General features: G+C 64.9%; 20 protein-coding genes. 9 read left to right on the forward strand and 11 right to left on the reverse strand.

The genetic code is table 11. From position 1 onward, the window contains the following. Window positions 1-13 precede the first annotated feature (13 nt). Complete coding sequence (locus GVM20_RS05130; protein ID WP_166546205.1) at window positions 14-304, forward strand: DUF6916 family protein; 291 nt, start codon at window positions 14-16, stop codon at window positions 302-304. On the opposite strand, the gene GVM20_RS05135 is transcribed toward GVM20_RS05130, so the two are convergent. Beyond that, window positions 297-806, reverse strand: a complete 510-nt coding sequence (locus GVM20_RS05135; protein ID WP_166546206.1) for a GNAT family N-acetyltransferase — start codon at window positions 804-806, stop codon at window positions 297-299. The genes GVM20_RS05130 and GVM20_RS05135 overlap by 8 nt on opposite strands. A 4-nt stretch (window positions 807-810) precedes the next feature. Continuing rightward, window positions 811-1,188 carry a hypothetical protein gene (locus GVM20_RS05140; protein ID WP_166546207.1) on the reverse strand — a complete coding sequence of 126 codons (378 nt, stop codon included), beginning with the start codon at window positions 1,186-1,188 and terminating at the stop codon, window positions 811-813. Between the two features lie 258 nt (window positions 1,189-1,446). Here GVM20_RS05140 and GVM20_RS05145 point away from each other — a divergent pair, with 258 nt between their 5' ends. From GVM20_RS05145 to GVM20_RS05160, 4 genes are all read left to right on the forward strand, one after another. After that, complete coding sequence (locus tag GVM20_RS05145) at window positions 1,447-1,944, forward strand: phage tail protein (protein ID WP_166546208.1); 498 nt, start codon at window positions 1,447-1,449, stop codon at window positions 1,942-1,944. Window positions 1,945-1,954: 10 nt separating this feature from the next. Next, window positions 1,955-2,458, forward strand: coding sequence for a phage tail protein (locus GVM20_RS05150; RefSeq protein WP_166546209.1), 504 nt, complete (start codon window positions 1,955-1,957; stop codon window positions 2,456-2,458). A 15-nt stretch (window positions 2,459-2,473) separates the two neighbouring features. Beyond that, entirely contained in the window at window positions 2,474-2,998 is a 525-nt protein-coding gene (locus GVM20_RS05155; protein WP_166546210.1) for a phage tail protein, read from the forward strand. Between the two features lie 141 nt (window positions 2,999-3,139). After that, window positions 3,140-4,246: a TIGR03032 family protein gene (locus GVM20_RS05160; RefSeq protein WP_166546211.1), complete on the forward strand. Its 1,107-nt coding sequence runs from the start codon at window positions 3,140-3,142 to the stop codon at window positions 4,244-4,246. Window positions 4,247-4,457: 211 nt separating this feature from the next. On the opposite strand, the gene GVM20_RS05165 is transcribed toward GVM20_RS05160, so the two are convergent. The 5 genes from GVM20_RS05165 to GVM20_RS05185 all read right to left on the reverse strand — a co-directional run bounded on the left by GVM20_RS05165 (window position 4,458) and on the right by GVM20_RS05185 (window position 8,540). Next, on the reverse strand, window positions 4,458-4,805 hold the full coding sequence (locus GVM20_RS05165) for a cytochrome c (RefSeq protein WP_166546212.1): 348 nt from the start codon (window positions 4,803-4,805) through the stop codon (window positions 4,458-4,460). Further along, window positions 4,802-6,025, reverse strand: a complete 1,224-nt coding sequence (locus GVM20_RS05170) for a molybdopterin-dependent oxidoreductase (RefSeq protein WP_353653107.1) — start codon at window positions 6,023-6,025, stop codon at window positions 4,802-4,804. The genes GVM20_RS05165 and GVM20_RS05170 overlap by 4 nt, the downstream gene beginning before the upstream one ends. A 70-nt stretch (window positions 6,026-6,095) precedes the next feature. Further along, window positions 6,096-6,677, reverse strand: a complete 582-nt coding sequence (locus tag GVM20_RS05175) for a Smr/MutS family protein (RefSeq protein WP_166546213.1) — start codon at window positions 6,675-6,677, stop codon at window positions 6,096-6,098. Beyond that, window positions 6,674-7,873 (reverse strand): murein transglycosylase A, encoded by a 1,200-nt coding sequence (gene mltA, locus GVM20_RS05180; RefSeq protein WP_166546214.1) that lies wholly within the window; start codon window positions 7,871-7,873, stop codon window positions 6,674-6,676. The genes GVM20_RS05175 and mltA overlap by 4 nt, the downstream gene beginning before the upstream one ends. A 37-nt stretch (window positions 7,874-7,910) precedes the next feature. Further along, entirely contained in the window at window positions 7,911-8,540 is a 630-nt protein-coding gene (locus GVM20_RS05185; RefSeq protein ID WP_166546270.1) for a Tim44/TimA family putative adaptor protein, read from the reverse strand. 296 nt (window positions 8,541-8,836) lie between these two features. On the opposite strand from GVM20_RS05185, the gene secB reads away from it, so the two are divergent. From secB to GVM20_RS05205, 4 genes are all read left to right on the forward strand, one after another. Then, window positions 8,837-9,382, forward strand: a complete 546-nt coding sequence (secB, locus tag GVM20_RS05190; RefSeq protein WP_166546215.1) for a protein-export chaperone SecB — start codon at window positions 8,837-8,839, stop codon at window positions 9,380-9,382. 29 nt (window positions 9,383-9,411) lie between these two features. Next, window positions 9,412-11,031: a murein biosynthesis integral membrane protein MurJ gene (gene murJ / locus GVM20_RS05195; RefSeq protein WP_166546216.1), complete on the forward strand. Its 1,620-nt coding sequence runs from the start codon at window positions 9,412-9,414 to the stop codon at window positions 11,029-11,031. Between the two features lies 1 nt (window position 11,032). Continuing rightward, window positions 11,033-12,052, forward strand: a complete 1,020-nt coding sequence (trpS, locus tag GVM20_RS05200) for a tryptophan--tRNA ligase (RefSeq protein WP_166546217.1) — start codon at window positions 11,033-11,035, stop codon at window positions 12,050-12,052. A gap of 146 nt (window positions 12,053-12,198) precedes the next feature. Then, the gene (locus GVM20_RS05205; RefSeq protein ID WP_234031860.1) at window positions 12,199-12,855 is read left to right on the forward strand and encodes a DUF4136 domain-containing protein; all 657 of its coding nucleotides are present in this window, start codon (window positions 12,199-12,201) and stop codon (window positions 12,853-12,855) included. Window positions 12,856-12,949: 94 nt separating this feature from the next. On the opposite strand, the gene GVM20_RS05210 is transcribed toward GVM20_RS05205, so the two are convergent. From GVM20_RS05210 to GVM20_RS05225, 4 genes are all read right to left on the reverse strand, one after another. Beyond that, window positions 12,950-13,657 carry an RBBP9/YdeN family alpha/beta hydrolase gene (locus GVM20_RS05210; RefSeq protein WP_166546219.1) on the reverse strand — a complete coding sequence of 236 codons (708 nt, stop codon included), beginning with the start codon at window positions 13,655-13,657 and terminating at the stop codon, window positions 12,950-12,952. A gap of 209 nt (window positions 13,658-13,866) precedes the next feature. Continuing rightward, window positions 13,867-14,124, reverse strand: coding sequence for a YjhX family toxin (locus GVM20_RS05215; protein WP_160759322.1), 258 nt, complete (start codon window positions 14,122-14,124; stop codon window positions 13,867-13,869). Window positions 14,125-14,311: 187 nt separating this feature from the next. After that, window positions 14,312-14,770, reverse strand: coding sequence for a dUTP diphosphatase (gene dut / locus GVM20_RS05220; protein WP_166546220.1), 459 nt, complete (start codon window positions 14,768-14,770; stop codon window positions 14,312-14,314). Beyond that, entirely contained in the window at window positions 14,767-16,458 is a 1,692-nt protein-coding gene (locus GVM20_RS05225) for a bifunctional phosphopantothenoylcysteine decarboxylase/phosphopantothenate synthase (RefSeq protein ID WP_166546221.1), read from the reverse strand. The genes dut and GVM20_RS05225 overlap by 4 nt, the downstream gene beginning before the upstream one ends. Window positions 16,459-16,500: the final 42 nt, after the last annotated feature.

Below are 16,500 nucleotides of genomic sequence, written 5' to 3' on the forward strand. Positions count from 1 at the left end.
GGAGCTCATGACGATGGAGACACCCGCGGCTTTGACGCTCGCCGACTTTGCCGATTTTCAGGGGGCCCGCTTTTCCATGCAGCTGGAAGGCGGGGGCCTCGAGTTGGTGCTTGAAAAGGTCGAACCGCTCAGGCTGTCAGCGCGGCCTGGTAGCTCGTTCCGGCTGGTGTTTCGCGGCCCGCGCGAACCGCTCTATCCGCAAGGCACCTATCTGCTTGAAAGCTCGGAACTGGCGGTAGAGATTTTCCTCGTCCCCATCGCGCAGGAGGATGCGGGCACGGTTTACGAGGCGATCTTTAACTGAGAGCGGGTTGCGGCGGACGGCGCATGAAGTCGTATACACCGTGGTCCTCGACCGGCTCGAACCCGAGCCGCTGATAAAGCGAGCGGGCCGGGTTGTTCTTTTCAACGAAGATCGTCAGCCCGCGCCCGTCCTGCGCCGCGTGCGCAGCCATGTCGCGCAGCAAGGCTTCACCAAGCCCGGTGCCGCGACTGCGGGGAACCAGCGAGATATCGATGATGTGGAGGTCCGCTTCGGTCTCGCGCAAGTAGAGCCGCCCGATCGCCTCACCGTCGCGTTCGACGATGCACCAGGACGCGTGAGGAAAGTGTGTCCTGTAATGCGCGTGCTGCGCGGTGTGCTGCTGTCGCAGAAAGGCCTGCTGCATTTCGGGCGACCAACCTACCCCGGCCAATTCTTCCGCGCGGGTCGAGGCATAGAGCGCCTCGAGGAACGGCAGGTCATCGTCCGTCGCGGGACGCAACGTAATCCCAGAGAGCGCTGCGGCCTCGAGCGCGAAATGCATGGAGTCAGCCGAGGACGGCCGAGATCCGCTTGCCCGCGCCGCCCTTGTCGATGTTGAGCAGGAGCGGAAACTCGCCGCCTTCACTGTGGGCGAGTGCATAGATCCGCTCTTCGGCCAGCGGAGCGCCGCGCCGGACCTCAAATGTCGTCACAAAAGCGGCGGGGCGCAGGTCGGAGGTGCGGCCTTCTTTGTTGGGGAAAAGCTTCACATCGACCAGCTCGACCACCTGACCCGAATCCAGCGTGAAGAAGCTGCCCTTCTGGATCGACCAGTCCTCAAACAGCGCGCGGCCGAGCGCCACATTCCGGCGTCCTCGCACCGTGGGGTTGAGCTTGTTGCGGATGTCCCCAACGCTCAAGAAGGAAAAGATCGAGGTCGTCACGCTGCCCGTGGCAACTGCCGCACCGCCAAGGCCGACAACAATCGTTCTACGCGAAACCGACATGTTCGCTGTCTCCCCCCAATTACTGCGGCCCATGCAAAGGAAGCGCATATCTCGCGCATTCCCGCAAGACCTTCCAGCATTTTTGTGTGCGACGCCTCAAGATTCGGCGTGCTCGCATCAGGGCAACGTAGCGCCCGCGATTTTGCTGGAAGCCTGCAATCTTGTCGCCTATTATTCAGCAAAAGGGGGGATTGCATGGCTGAACCGTTTCTTGCCGAAGTCCGGCTCGCTAGCTTCGTGTTCCCGCCGAAAGGCTGGGCCCTGTGCAATGGCCAATTGCTTCCGATCAATCAGAACCAGGCGCTGTTTTCGCTGCTGGGAACGACATTTGGCGGCGATGGGCGCGTGAACTTTGCCCTGCCCGATATGCGCGGGCGGGTGCCGATCCACGTGGGTAGCGGGTTCACTCTCGGTGAGCGAGGCGGTGCGGAGGCGCACACCCTGACGGTGGCGGAACTGCCAGGACACAATCATCCTGTCACAATGACAGCTACGGATGGGAATGTGGTGGTCCCGACTGGTAACCAGCTCGGCTCTTTCAACAATGCTTACGGTGCGCCTTCCAACCTCGTGGCGCTCGCGCCGGCGACGGTTACCAATGTCGGCGGCGGCCAAGCGCACGAGAACAGGTCACCCTTTCTCGTCGTAAGCTATATCATCGCCCTTCAGGGCATTTTTCCTTCGGCAACCTGAGGAAGCATCGATGGCCCAGCCCTATGTCGGCGAAATCAGGATCTTTGCAGGCAACTTCGCTCCGGCGGGGTGGGCCTTCTGCGACGGGACGCTGCTGCCGATCTCCGAGTATGAAACACTGTTCCAGCTGATCGGCACGACCTATGGCGGTGATGGTGAGTCAACCTATGCGGTGCCTGACCTGCGCGGGCGGCTCCCGATGCATCAGGGCAATGGCTACGTCCTCGGTCAGACCGGCGGCGTGGAATCGGTGACGCTCACGACACAACAGATCCCGGCGCATACGCATCCCATGCTTGCATCCACCCTGACCGGAACGCAGAACGGGGCTACGGGCAATGTCCTGGCCTCGGGTTCGAGCATTTCGATCTATCGTACCGGCGCACCAACTGCAGCGCTCGCACCGCAGACGATTGGGCCGATCGGTGGCAGTCAGCCGCATGAAAACATGCAGCCATACGTCTGCGTCAACTACATCATCTCACTCTTCGGGATCTTCCCGTCCCCCACCTGATAAGGACCGCTTGCAATGGCTGATCCATTTGTCGCCGAAATTCGGGTCGTCCCCTTCAATTTTGCGCCGAGGGGTTGGGCGTGGTGCGACGGACAAATCTTGCCGCTGTCGCAGAACACCGCGCTGTTTTCGCTGCTCGGAACGACTTACGGCGGTAATGGCGAATCGAACTTTGCCCTTCCGAACCTGCAGGCGTCGGCAGTCATGGGGCCTGGCCAAGGTCCGGGGCTCAGCGATCGCTTTCTCGGCGAACAGGGCGGCTCTCAAACAGTGACACTGCTCCCGATCGAGATGCCCGGACACGCGCATACGATGCAGGCCACGAGTTTTCCGGCAAACGCCTCGCTTGCCAGCGCCGGCGCAGCGATAGCACGCAGCGTTGGCGGCGCGGCCCATGCGCCAACCGGCGGCCCCGCGGCGGTCATGGCGCCGGAGGCCCTCGCTCCCGCAGGCGGCGATATGCCCCACAATAACATGATGCCTTATCTGACGATGTATTTCATCATCGCGCTCCAGGGCGTGTTTCCTCCGCGGTCGTAAGAGCATCCCCATTTCGTTTGAAGCAATGCCGGCCAGACTCGTCGCGCCGGCCAACACTACAGTGCCGGCCCACTCCTTCTATTCTGGTCCCAAACTTTCAGCCGCGATGGCAGCCACCACGACCATGAGAGCGACCAGAGTATGACTGACGCGGCGCCACCTTCTGCCAGCAGCAAGGCACCCCAAAGCCCGCAATTCTCGGTCAACCTGTCGCGCGGGTTTGAAGCCTGGCTGGCCGGACAGAATGCCAGCCTTGCCGTCACGACCTATCAGGTCGGCAAGCTGATCTTCTTTGGCCTAGATGGCAGCGGCAAGTTCTGGAGCTACAACCGCAATATCGGCCGCTGCCTCGGGCTCGGCGTGCGGCTCGACCCGCCGACCGGACGGGCCCGGGATCTATGGGTCTCAAGCGACGTCCAGCTCTACCGTATGAGCGATGTCCTCGATCCCGGCGGCGTTGGGCCTCGGCAAGCCGACGCGCTGTATGCGCCCCGCATCAGCTACTTTACTGGCGATCTGGATATCCATGATCTGGCGGTGGACCACGAGGGCGCGCCAATTTTCGTCAACACGCTGTTCAATTGCCTTGCCCGGCCGGACCCCGACCACAGCTTTCAGCCAGTCTGGAAGCCGCCGTTCATCTCGCGGCTGGTGCCTGAGGACCGGTGCCATTTGAACGGGCTGGCCATGCGTGACGGCAAGCCTGCCTATGTCACGATGGTGAGCCGGTCTGATACCTTCGATGGCTGGCGCGATGGTCGCCGCGATCAGGGGCTCGTCATGGACGTCTCGACCAACGAGATCATCTGCTCAGGCCTCTCGATGCCCCATTCGCCGCGCTGGCACGAGGGCAAGCTCTACGTGCACAACAGCGGCACCGGCGAATTTGGCTATGTCGACTTTGCGACGGGCGCGTTTGAGCCGATTACCTTCTGTCCGGGCTACCTTCGCGGGCTGGCGTTCATGGACAATGTCGCGGTGGTTGGCATGTCGCTGCCACGTGACAACAAGACCTTCAGCGGTCTGGCGCTCGATGAGGCACTCGAACAGCGCAAGATGAACCCGCGCGCAGGGCTCTACTTCATCGACCTGACCACCGGCGCCGTCATGCACACGATCAATTTCGAAGGGATCGTGACCGAGCTCTATGATGTCGCCATTCTTCCGGGCGTCCGCCAACCCGCCGCCCTCGGACCAGCTTCGGCCGAGGTGCGGCGCACGATCAAGGTCGATTTGAGCAATTTCTGATGATGAAAGACAGCACCTGAGAGCCGAACCGGCATGCAAGGCAGGGGCGCACAAATATTGGGGCCAGGATCGTATTCTCTGCCAAGGCGGTTCCGGCGCAGCTGGGTCCTCGTCAACCAGACTTCGCCCGGTTGTTTGCGGACATGGCCTTCGAGGATGGTGGCACCGTTCGGTCAGGTCGGTTGCGACAGCCCCAGATACAGGCCCACGTTCAGGGCGCTGGCGTGGCACCTTGCTGTTCGGCCCCGGCAGCTTGGACGGCGACCATGTAAGCGGCGATCTGCGGGATCGCCTTGGGATCGACCGGCGCCTTGTAGACCTCGATCATCTTCTTGGCGATTGATTGCCACTTTTCGGCGCTGACCTTGGGTTGTTGCAGCATGGTCGACGGCGAATGGCAGGCGGTGCAGTTTTCCAGCACAGCCTCGCGTCCGGGGCCTTCAGGCAGAGCGAGCGGATCGTCCGGCAGCGTGATCGCAACGTCGGTGAAGGTCACCTCGGGCTCGCTCTCGCAGCCTGCCAGCGCCAGCGCGGCGGCGATGATCGCCAGACCTCTCATTGCGCCCTCAGGGTGATGCGTTCGATCACATTGCGGGCATAGCCGGAGGGGTTCCAGACGAGGGTATCGGGCTGCACCATGCCATTGGCATTGGCAGCCCGCACGCCAATCCCGGCGAGGTCTTGTGTGACCGAAGGCAGCGTCACCGACCAGCGGCGGAAGGCATAGGGGCCTTCATCCGGGCCGAGCGCGCACGGCAGTTTCAGCCCCGGCCCGACCAGATCGACCCGCGCCAAGGCGGCATCCCCGCCCATCGCAATGCCTTCGAGCGTCAGCGGCTTGCCCCGTGTCACCGCCGCGCCATCGGCATGGCTGGTGATGAAGGCGCGCGGCGGCATGGTGGTGATGGACACCGTCGGGAAATCCTTGTCGTCGGGCGTAATCGGCTGCGCGGGCATCCGGTAGGACTTGGCGACATAGTAGCTGTCATCCTCCCCGGTCAGCACTTCGATCGTGCTCAGCATCTTGACCCAATAGGTCGAGAACCACCCGGGCACCACGATCCGCAAAGGATAGCCGTGAAGCAGCGGCAGCGGCTCACCGTTCATGCCCCAGGCGACCAGCACGTCGTCGCGCATCGCGATATCCAGCGGGATCGACTTGATGAATTGCGGCGCGCCATCGGTCAGCGGCACGTCGAGGCCGGCAAAGCGCACGCGGGTCGCCCCGGCGGCCACGCCTGCTTTGGCGAGCACGTCCTTCAGCCTGACGCCGGTCCACTTCGCGCAGCCCATCGCGCCATTGCCCCACTGGGTGCCGGTGACGCGCGGCTCCGACAGCCCGCGGCCGTTGCCCGCGCATTGGTTGATCGCGACAACCTCGACATGCTCGCCCGCGTTGGTGATGTCGTCGAGGGTGAGCGACACCGGAGCCTTGACCGCCCCGCCCACTGCCACCCGGTGCGCGGTAGCGTTGATCGACGTGGGCATGTCCCAGTTCCAGCGCACGAACATCCGGTCATTGGGCGTGATCGTCCCTTCGCTGAAAGCCGCCATCGGCGTTTCGAGCAAAGGCGGCCGGATGCGCTGGACGATCATCTCGCCCTTGCCGGGGAAGGTCGGCGCAAGTGGCCGCGAGCTCGGCCCGCCGGGCAGGCCGAGATCGATCATCGGCCCCAACTCCTGCGCCAGCAGCGGCGCGGCCAGCGCCGCCCCGCCTGCGCCTGCAATCAGCGCGCGGCGTGTCAGGCGTGCGCTTGCATCATTGTCCGGTTTGGTCACACCCGTTCCCTCACGCCCGATCCTGTCGCGGCCGGATTAAGAGCAAATCCCGGCATCGTCCAGCAGGCGCTCAGCGGCGCTTGAGGATCAGGTAGAGCGCACCCTCGCCGCCGTGGCGGATATGGGCGCGGCGCACGGCGGTGATCGTGTCGGCATGGCGGCTCGCAGCGAGCCAGTCGAGCAGCTTGGCGCGGATTGCCCCGCGTTTGGCCATGCGATCCGCCGGATCGACCGGACGCTCGCGCCCCGCCACCACCAGCACCACCCGCGCGCCCATCAGCCGCGCCTGATCGATGCCGCCCATGATCCGGTCATAGGCGGTGTCGAGCGTGTAGCCGTGGAGGTCGAGCGTCAGGTCAGGGTCGAGCCGCCCCGCCTTCATCCGCCGGTCCCAGTGCGAATCGAGTCCCGTCGGGTTCTCTCCCGCAGACCGGGGCGGCGGCGCAGCCAGGGGCTGGCGGAGGGGTGCGCGCGGCTTGGGCAGTGGTTTGACCGGTTTGATTGGTGAGGCAATCTTGGCCGGGATCGGTGTCGCCGCCTTGGGCAGTGCGGGGGGATCAGGTCGCTTTTTTCCCGGCAGGGGCTTCACGCTCGAAGCCAGATGCGCCCATGCTGCCTGCTCGCCGGTGGTCAGCCCCCGCGGCGCTCTCATCGCGCGCCAAGCCGCGCCGCCGCCGCGCGCGGCAGCAGCACGTAGGCGCGCCCGCGCCCGCTCATCCCGCCGGCAATGCGGCGCGCATCCTCGCCCGCGCCCCAGAAGGTGTCGAAGCGGTTCGCCCCCTTGATGGCCCCGCCGGTGTCCTGCGCGATCCACAAGCCGTTCGCCTCGGCCCGGTCGAGCCCCAGCCACACCGGCGCGCCGAGCGGGACGTAGGCCGGGTCCGCCGCCACCGAAGATTCGCGTCGCACCGGCACGCCCAAAGCGCCCATGGGGCCATCGCCCTTCAATTCGGCAAAGAAGATCCAGCTCTTGTTGAGCCGCATCAGATCACGCCCCTCGCGCGGGTTCTGGCGGATATAGGCCATGATCCCCTGCATCGATCCGGAGTACTTGCCCGGCCCTTCGCCCAGTAACCCGCGTTCCCGCATCACGCCGCCGATGCCGACATATTCGCGCCCGTTCTGCCCGGCATAGCCGATGCGAATGACCTCACCCTCAGGCGTGCGCAGGCGGCCCGAACCCTGAATCTGGAGGAAGAAGAACTCGACCGGATCGGCCGCCCAGGCGATGATCGGCGCCTTGCCCGCCAAGGCCCCGTCCTCGATCGCCGCGCGGTCATGATAGAGCACGAAGCGGCCCTGTTCGTCATAGCGGCCCAGGGGCGGGCGACCGGTGCGTTCGGAGGCAGGCACATCGTCGGGCCAGCCACGCACCAGATCGGACGGCATGGCGTAGACGGGGACTTCAAAGCCTGCGCGCCGGGTGCGGCTGCCGGCAATCTCGGGCTCGAAATAGCCGGTGGCAAAGGCCTTGCCATCGCCGATCTGCACGGCGGTGAACTGTTCGGCGAAGAAGCTGCGCGCCCGTTCAGGCGCGATCCCGCGCGCTGCATCGCAGACCCCGCGCCAATCATCGCGCCGGGTCAGGCCACTCGCATCCTCGCGGGTGAGCAGACGCGGGCAGGATTCGATGAAGCTCGTCAACGCACCCCGTGCATCGGCATCATTGACCGACAGCGCTGCCAGAGCGGGCCCGAGCGCCACGCCCGCCAGCACCGCATTGGCAGCCGCAGAGGCGACGGGAGCGGCCGGCGCGCTGACCACAGGGGGCGGCACGCTGCCTTGCGGGATAACCCGCCCACACCCCGCCAGTGCCAACAGCATCGCAAGGCCAAGCAGCAGCCGCATTTCAGATTCCTCGCGACGGGGCATCAGGCCCCCGGGGTCAGCCTTCGTCGGTTTCGTCGAGCAGCCAGTTGGGATCGCGCGCCGTGATATTGCGCGAGAAGGTCCAGACGTCGCGGCTTTCGACCGCATCATCCAGCGACCCGGCGATGACATTGCCATCCTTGTCGCGGGTGACGGCCGCGATATCGGCGACGAAGAGCAGCGCGATCCGTGCCATCTTGCCATCGAGCGAGGCCGAATGGATGCGCACTTCCTCAACCCGGATCAGCGTGTTGTCCATCGTTTCGCCCGCCGCCTCGCGCGCATCGATAGCTGCGACGAAACCGGCATAGACGTCATCGTCGCACAATTCGCGCAGGGTTTCCCGGTCACCCTTCCAGAAGGCTTCGAGCGTCATGCGATAGGCACCGCGTGCGCCTTCGAGGAACTGGGCGAGGTTAAACTTGCTGTCAGCCGCCGCGATCTCGCGCAGCCCGCGCTCAACCGCCGGCATCACGCCTTCAAGCTCCACCGGGCGCGGCGGGGCCACGGCCGTCGGCATCGCTGCAGGACGGATCCCGGCGGGCTTGTCATCCGATTCGAAGCGCTGCACCGCAGGCTCTTCTTCCTGCTCTGCCCGGCGTCCGAGCACCGAATAGAGGCGCAGGCCGAGAAACGCGGCGACCATGGCGAGGAGAACGATTTCGAGCACAGCAACAATTCCGATCTTCGTACAGGGCGATAGCTCAGCTACGGCGCAGCTTGCCCCAAGGACGCCTACACTGCCTTAAATGGGTATCGATTACAATTCGCCAACGCCCAATCGGTTGCTGTCCGGGTTGAATCTTTCGCCCTGGCCCACCGCGCGTGCCTGCGGTTGCGGGCAAGCCGCGCCCCTGCTAGGCGCACGCCCAAGCGACCTTCGCATGCCATGCGTGCGTCAGGCGCACGTCCTGTTACCCATTTTGAAAGACCAGTGACACCATGTCCGACGAAGAAGGCGTCCTCACCAATCTCGACACCATGAACGCCGGTGGGCCGCAGCCCAATGGCGAAGACACGCTGCCCGCGGTCGGGATCATCACGCAATATGTGAAGGACCTCTCGGTCGAAAACCCCAGCGCGCCGGATGTGTTCCAGTGGGCCGAACCGCCGCAGATCGACGTGCAGTTCAACATCGGCGCCGAGCTGATCGGCACCGACGTGCATGAAGTGACGCTGAAGCTGACACTGACCGCCGCCTCGCAGCGCGGGACGATGTACATCGTCGATCTCGCCTATTCGGGCCTCGTCGGTATGCGCAATGTGCCCGAGGAGCAGGGTCACGCCTTCCTCTATGCCGAAGCGCCGCGCCTGCTGTTCCCCTTCGCCCGCCGCGTCGTTGCCGATGCCGTGCGCGATGCCGGTTTCCCGCCGCTGATGGTCGATCCGGTCGACTTCAACGGGCTCTACGCGCAGCAGCTGGCCGCGCGCCGGGCTGAAGAGGCCGCCGGGGGCAAGCCGATTTCCCCGGTGACGGGCAACGCCTGATCCTCTGATCACAGCGGTCGCGGCCAGCCATGAGCCTGCTTAGAAACGTCGGCACGATTGGCGGGCTGACTGCGGTAAGCCGGGTGTTCGGCTTTGCCCGCGACATTCTTCTCGCCCGCGTGCTGGGCGCGGGGATGGCGGCTGACGCATTCCAGCTGGCTTTCACCCTGCCCAACACCTTCCGCCGACTGTTCGCGGAGGGCGCGTTCAGCGTCGCTTTCGTCCCGCTCTACAGCCGCGCGCTGCATGGCCGCGATGGCGAGCCGGGCAGCGAGGAGGCAGCGACCAAGTTCGCCGATGATGTGCTGAGCGTATTCGTGTGGGTGCTGCTCGCCTTCAGCGGGATCTGCATGGTGTTCATGCCTGCGATCGTCTGGGCGCTGGCTAGCGAATATGGCGACGTTCCGGGCAAGTTCGAGCTTTCGGTCTTCCTCAGCCGGGTGACCTTCCCGTATCTGTTCTTCATCAGCTTGGTCGCCATGCTGTCGGGCCTGCTCAACGCGCGGTCACGCTTTGGCCCCGGAGCGGTGGCGCCGGTGCTGCTCAACATCTTCCTGATCACCGGCATCCTGCTCGGCGACCATTGGCGCGGAACGAGCGGCGATGATGTGGTGGTGGTTCAAGTGTTGGCCGCCACCGTCTCCTTATCCGGCTTTGCGCAGCTGCTCTATCTGGCGTGGGAGACCCGCCGCGCGGGCGTAAAGCTGAAAGTGCAGCTGCCGCGCTTCACGCCCGAGGTGAAGCGGCTCGGCCTGCTGATCCTGCCGGCGACGTTCGGCGCGGGAATTTACCAGATCAGCCAGCTGGTCGACACCTTCTTTGCGACGTCCCTGCCGCAGGGTTCGCTGACCTTGCTGAAGCTGGCCGACCGCCTGAACCAGATGCCGCTCGGGATCGTCGGGATCGCGCTGGGCACGGCGATCCTGCCGATGCTGAGCCGCCACATTCACACCGGTGACAAGGCCGAGGCGCAGCGGTTGCAGGGCAATGCCTTTGAAATCGCGACCCTGCTGACCCTGCCCGCCGCAGCCGCCTTGGCAGTGTGCGCACCGGCGTTCTGCACGGCCTTCTTTGTCGGCGGCAAGTTCACCGCCACCGACGGCGCATTGATGGCGCAGATCGTGGTCGCGCTGGTTGCGGGCCTTCCCGCGTATGTCATCGTCAAGGTGCTGAACCCCGGCTTCTTCGCCCGTGAGGATACCCGCACCCCGGTGTGGACGGCACTCGTTTCGCTGATCTTCAATGTCGCGATCAATTTGTATGTGGTGAACCGCTTCGGGATCGTGGGGCTGGCAGCGGCAACCGCCGCCTCGGCCAGCCTCAATTGCGTGCTGCTTTACATCATCCTCCACCGCCGCGGGTGGTTCCACTTCACCCCCAAGCTGGTCAGCCGGGTGGCGCGGCAATTGCTGGCGACGGGCGCGATGACCGCGGTGTTGTGGTACCTGATGCCGCTGATGGCGGAACGTTATGGCGCCAGCCTGATCGAGCGCGTCTGGTCGCTGGGTGTGCTGGTGGCCGCAGGCGGTGCGGTGTTCTTTGCCGCTGCGTTTGTGTTCGGCGCGCTCGACAAGGACCTGCTCGCGCAGCTACGGCGCAGGAAACCGGCCCGCACCAAGGCCGATGACAAGATACTAGAGGTTGAGTGACATGCGCGTCGTTTCCGGCATCCAGCCCACGGGCAAGCCCCATCTCGGCAATTATCTGGGGGCGATCCGCAACTACGTAGCCTTGCAGGATGATGCCCATGCTGCGGGCGGCGAATGCCTGATCTTCATCGCCGATCTCCATGCGCTATCGATGGCGCATGATCCGGCCGAACTGCGGTCCTCGACCCTTGAGCTGGTGGCGACGCTGGTGGCCTGCGGGCTCGATCCCGACAAGGCGATCCTGTTCAACCAGGCGCAGGTTCCGCTGCATCCCGAGATGCAATGGCTACTCAACGGCACCGCCCGGATGGGCTGGCTGAACCGCATGACGCAGTGGAAGGATAAGGCGGGCAAGAACCGCGAAGGCCAATCGGTCGCGCTGTTCACCTACCCGGTGCTGCAAGCCGCCGACGTGCTGCTCTATCAGGCGACCCATGTGCCCGTGGGCGAGGATCAGAAGCAGCATCTGGAGCTGGCCCGCGACATCGCGCAGAAGTTCAACAACGACTTCGGCACCGAAGACGCGCCGATCTTCACCCTGCCCGATCCGATCATCCCGAAAGAAGCGGCGCGGATCATGTCCCTGCGCGACGGTTCGGCCAAGATGTCGAAGTCCGATCCCAGCGACATGAGCCGCATCAACCTCTCGGACGATGCCGACATGATGGCGCAGAAGGTCAAGAAGGCGAAGACCGATCCCGAACCGCTGCCGTCAGAGGAAGCCGGGTTGGCTAACCGGCCCGAGGCGAAGAACCTTGTCGGCATCTATGGCGCGCTCGCGGGTCAATCGGCAGCTGAGGTGCTGGCGCAGTTTGGCGGGCAGGGGTTCGGCGCGTTCAAGCCGGCGCTGGCTGACCTGCTGGTCGCCAAGCTCGGCCCGATCCGTGACCGCTTCGTCGAGCTGAAGGACGACAGCGAAGCGCTCGACGCGATCCTCGCACGCGGCGCTGCCAAGGCGCGCGAACGCGGCAAGCCGACACTCGATGCGGCCTACCGTGCGCTGGGGCTGGTGCGGCACTGATTTTACGGGTGATTTGCGATGAGCCGAGGCGCAGTCACGGCGAATGTTCAATCACCGTTCATGCCCATGCAATATGATATCACACGCTAACACCATTGCTCTCATTGCAATGGAAACCAGACAAGGGTTGTGTCATGTTGTCTCCTATGTCTTCGATCAAATCTCTGACCCGCTTCGCCCTTCCGGTCGCTCTTGCGATCGGACTGTCGGCCTGTGCCACCCCGTTCAAGGCTGACGTGTCGCGCTTCGCCGCGCCGCTGCCTGCACCGCAGGGCCAGACCTTCGCGGTTGTGCCGGAAGACCCCAAGCTGGCGGGCGGGCTCGAATTTGCCACCTATGCCAACTCGGTTGCGGCCGAAATGCAGGAGCTGGGCTACACCCGCGCCGCCACGCCTGAAAGCGCGGACCTGCTGGTGCGCTTCGACTACCGCGTCGATGGCGGGCGTGAACGGGTGCGCACCGATTTCAACGGCGTCGGCGCCGCTGGCTTTGGTCCGTGGGGCCGGTGGGGCGGCTGGGGCGGCGGCGGCTGGGGCCTCGGCTTCAACGATCCGTTCTTCGGCGGCCCGGACGTACGCAGCTACACCATCTACACCAGCGGCATTGATCTGAAGATTGATCGCGCCGCTGATGGCCAGCGCCTGTTCGAAGGCAAGGCCGAAGCGGTGTCGCGTTCAAACCGCCTGCCGCGCCTCGTGCCCAATCTGGTGGACGCGATCTTCACCGGTTTCCCCGGCAATTCGGGTGAAACCCTGCGGATCACCATCCGCGATGACGAAAAGACCGTGCGCCCTACGGATTGATGGTGTAAGGCTACGCGCAAGAGACCCTTGGACGGGAAAAGAGAAGGCGGCGCAGGGGATCGCGCCGCCTTTTTTTGTGCCTGCTTTCGGCGCTCTACCACTCAGTGGTCTGCGGCTGGCCGATCCCGGTGTGCACCCAGGGCAGGCGGGTAAAGCGCGGGCTGACCCGCCGCTCCCGGCCTGTGCCGATGGCCGCGTTGCCTTGCGTCCGGTTGCGATGCTCCCGGATCAGCTGGGCAAGCAGAAGCTGGCCGAATTCCCATTCGCCGATCTGGCTTTCGGCATTGATGTGGCCGACCGACCCCGCATAGGCAAAGCACGCGCCCCAATCGGCGGCCAGCCCGCGCGCCACGCGCAGCTGGCAGTAGTGATCATTCTCGCTGGCAGCGAGGAAAGCGGGGAACGGCAGCGCCCGGCGCGGCGCCGGGGAGAAGCGGGCGAGGCGCGGATCGACACCCTCGCGCTCCACATCGGGCGGCGCGACCAGCAACGCGCCGACCACCGGATTGCCGTGCGACGGCTGCTCATACTCCGCCCACCACGCCACCGCGAGGCAGCCGAGGCTGTGCGCCACCAGAATCACCGGCCGCTGCGCCCGGTGAACCGCGAGGTTGATCTTGTTGACCCAGGTGTTGCGATGTGGATCGTCCCACATGCCGAGGTCCACCCGCTCGCAATCGGGAATGGTTGCTTCCCACCGGGACTGCCAGTGATGTTCATTGCTGTTGTTGAGGCCCGGAATAATGAGGATCAGCGGATCATCACGCAGCCGGTCAGCGTCGAGTTCAAGTTGATGGGCCATTTTCTGCTCCTGTGAAGGGGGGCGTAAACGACCGTCCATTGGTATGGTCCGACGCTGACCAAAATAACTCAACCAATTCGATTGACAAGTGGCTGGCGGCGAATGGTGGGATTTTCCCGACGATCCTTATGGCCGCGCCAAGACGGTCTGAAACGCCAGGGCGGCACCACGGGCATGATGCCGCCCACGTTTGGCCTAGGCCTGCTGGCCTAGCGATTGTCCAACTGCGCCCGGACCGCTGCCAGCCCTTCACGGGTGATGCGATAAGGCTGTCCGGCCATGCTCCGGATCAACCCCCGGCGGCGCAACCGGTTGAAGATCGACAGGCTGCAATCGGTCAGGCGAAAGCCATCACGGTTGTAGCAGTCGACTTCGATCACCTTGCCATGTGCATCGCGCAGGTACCGGATCATGCCGCCCTGCGCGAGCACGTGCAGCACGCGCTGCTCGTGTTTCGAGATGTTCAATGGAAGTGTCCTGAGAAGAAATGCTGACACGCGCCGGGGCGAGCCTTGCTCGCGGCGGCGACACGATCAGCCGGTTGCGCGGGTCAGACCGCGCAATGGCTCGTCAGCGGATCACATTCTCGGACATGGTGGTTCCAACAGGAAGGAAGGCGCACAGTGTGCTGCGCGCGGCGCGCAGCGTCAAGTCTCAGAGCGCGGCGTGGCCGCCGGTCGAGCCGAAGCCGCCCTCGCCCCGATCGGTCGCGTCGAGTTCCGCAACCTCGCTCCACGCCGCCTGCACCACCGGCGCGAGCACCAGTTGCGCCACCCGGTCACCGCGGGCGATAGCGAAAGGCTCAGGTCCGAGGTTGATCAGGATCACCTTCAGCTCGCCGCGATAATCGCTGTCGATCGTGCCGGGGGTGTTGGGGACGGTGATGCCGTGCTTGAGCGCAAGCCCAGACCGGGGCCGCACCTGAATCTCGTAGCCTTCGGGGATCGCCAGCGAGAGGCCGGTCGCCACCGCATGGCGCGCGCCCGGAGCGATGGTAACATCCTCGGCGCTGACCACATCCATCCCCGCCGCGCCGGTGGTGGCATAGGCCGGCAGCGGCAGGCCTGCGCCATGCGGCAGGCGCTTCACTTCAACCGTGATGGGCGATGTCATTCGGCCGCTTCCACCCGGAACACCGCCGCGATGCGTTCAGCCAGAGCCATCGCCACGGCACTCTTGGGCATTTCGTCGAGCACCTCGATCCCGTCACCGCTGACGATCGTGACGCGGTTACGGTCCCCGCCCATCACATCGCCGCTCACGTCATTGGCGACGATCCAGTCGGCGCTCTTGCGCTTGCGCTTGGCCTTGGCGTTTTCGAGCACGTTTTCGGTCTCGGCCGCAAAACCGATCACCAGCGCAGGGCGCCGAGTGCCGCCTGCGACATTGGTGAGGATGTCGGGGTTTTCCGTCAGCATCAGCGCAGGCGGCGCATCGCCGCGCTTCTTGATCTTCTCACCGCGATATTCCTTGGGCCGCCAGTCCGCCACCGCAGCGACCATCACCGCCACGTCCGCAGGCAGCGACCGCCTGACCGCTTCGGCCATGTCGCGGGCGCTTTCGACATCGATGCGGCGGACACCGGCAGGCGTCTTGAGCGCCACCGGCCCAGCCACCAACGTCACCCGCGCGCCCAGCGCAGCGGCGGCGGCGGCAATGGCAAAGCCCTGCTTCCCGCTCGAACGGTTGGCGATATAGCGCACCGGATCGATCGCTTCCCATGTCGGCCCGGCGGTGACCAGCACATGCCGCCCGACAAGCGGACGATGCGATGCGGCTATCCCGAAATCGGCCCCTTCGGCCACCTCGCCAAGATCGGCTTCGACCTCTTCGGGCACTTCAGGCGCCAGGAATTCAGATTCGGGCGGAGCCTTGCGCTCATCGACTTCATGATTGATCGCCCCGAAATCGACGGGCGGAGCGGCATTGGCCTTGCCCTTGCGCGCCAGCAGCGGCCCGCCAAAGTCCGGCGCGAATTCGGGCGTGGGCTCCTCTTCAGGCGGGAGGAGTTCTTCTCCCTCAAGCTCTGGCAGGTCCTCGTATTCGGCTTCGATCTCGTCATGGCTGCGCTTCGCCGTCGAGCGCGGGATGATGCGCGAGAAGAACCCGCCGAGCCCGCCTGCGGGCATGGCGGCGCTGCCATCGTCCTCTTCCTCAGGTTCCAGCGCTTCGACTTCGAACGTCGGCGGCGCGAGGCGGCGGGCGGGCGGTTCGAGCAATTGCGGTTCGGGCACGTCTATGCCGAAATGCGTAGCAATCGCGCGCCAGATCGCCTCAGGCTCGGGCAGGCGGCCATAGCCGAATTCGCCGCAGGCCATCGGGCCTTCGTCGGGGTGCAGCACATTGACACCTGCCGCCTTGAGCAAGGCAATGTTGCGCTGGGTCGCATCGTGCTCCCACATCCGCACATTCATGGCGGGCACAGCCATCACCGGCTTGTCGGTGGCGAGGATCAGGGTGGTTGCCAGATCATCAGCGATGCCGGTCGCCATCTTGGCGAGCAGATCGGCGGTCGCCGGGCAGACGACGACCAGATCGGCCTCCCGCGAAAGCTGGATATGGCCCATCTCGGCCTCGTTCTTGAGGTCGAACAGGCTGGTATAGACCTGATTCTCCGACAATGCGGCGAGCGACATGGGGGTGACGAATTGCTGCCCGCCCTTGGTGACGACGCAGGTGACATCGCCGCCGCCCTTGCGGATCAGACGCACCAATTCGCAGGCCTTGTAGGCCGCGATCCCGCCGCCCACGACCAGCAGGATGCGAGGGTGTTTGCCCGCTTTCGCCTCCTGTGTGCTCATCTTGCCTCTTGCCTCTCGCGCCTCGCTGTAGGGTGCCAGCCA

Origin of the sequence: Porphyrobacter sp. SLTP, from assembly GCF_009905735.1 — a bacterium.
In the GTDB taxonomy this organism is placed as follows: Bacteria; Pseudomonadota; Alphaproteobacteria; order Sphingomonadales; family Sphingomonadaceae; genus Erythrobacter.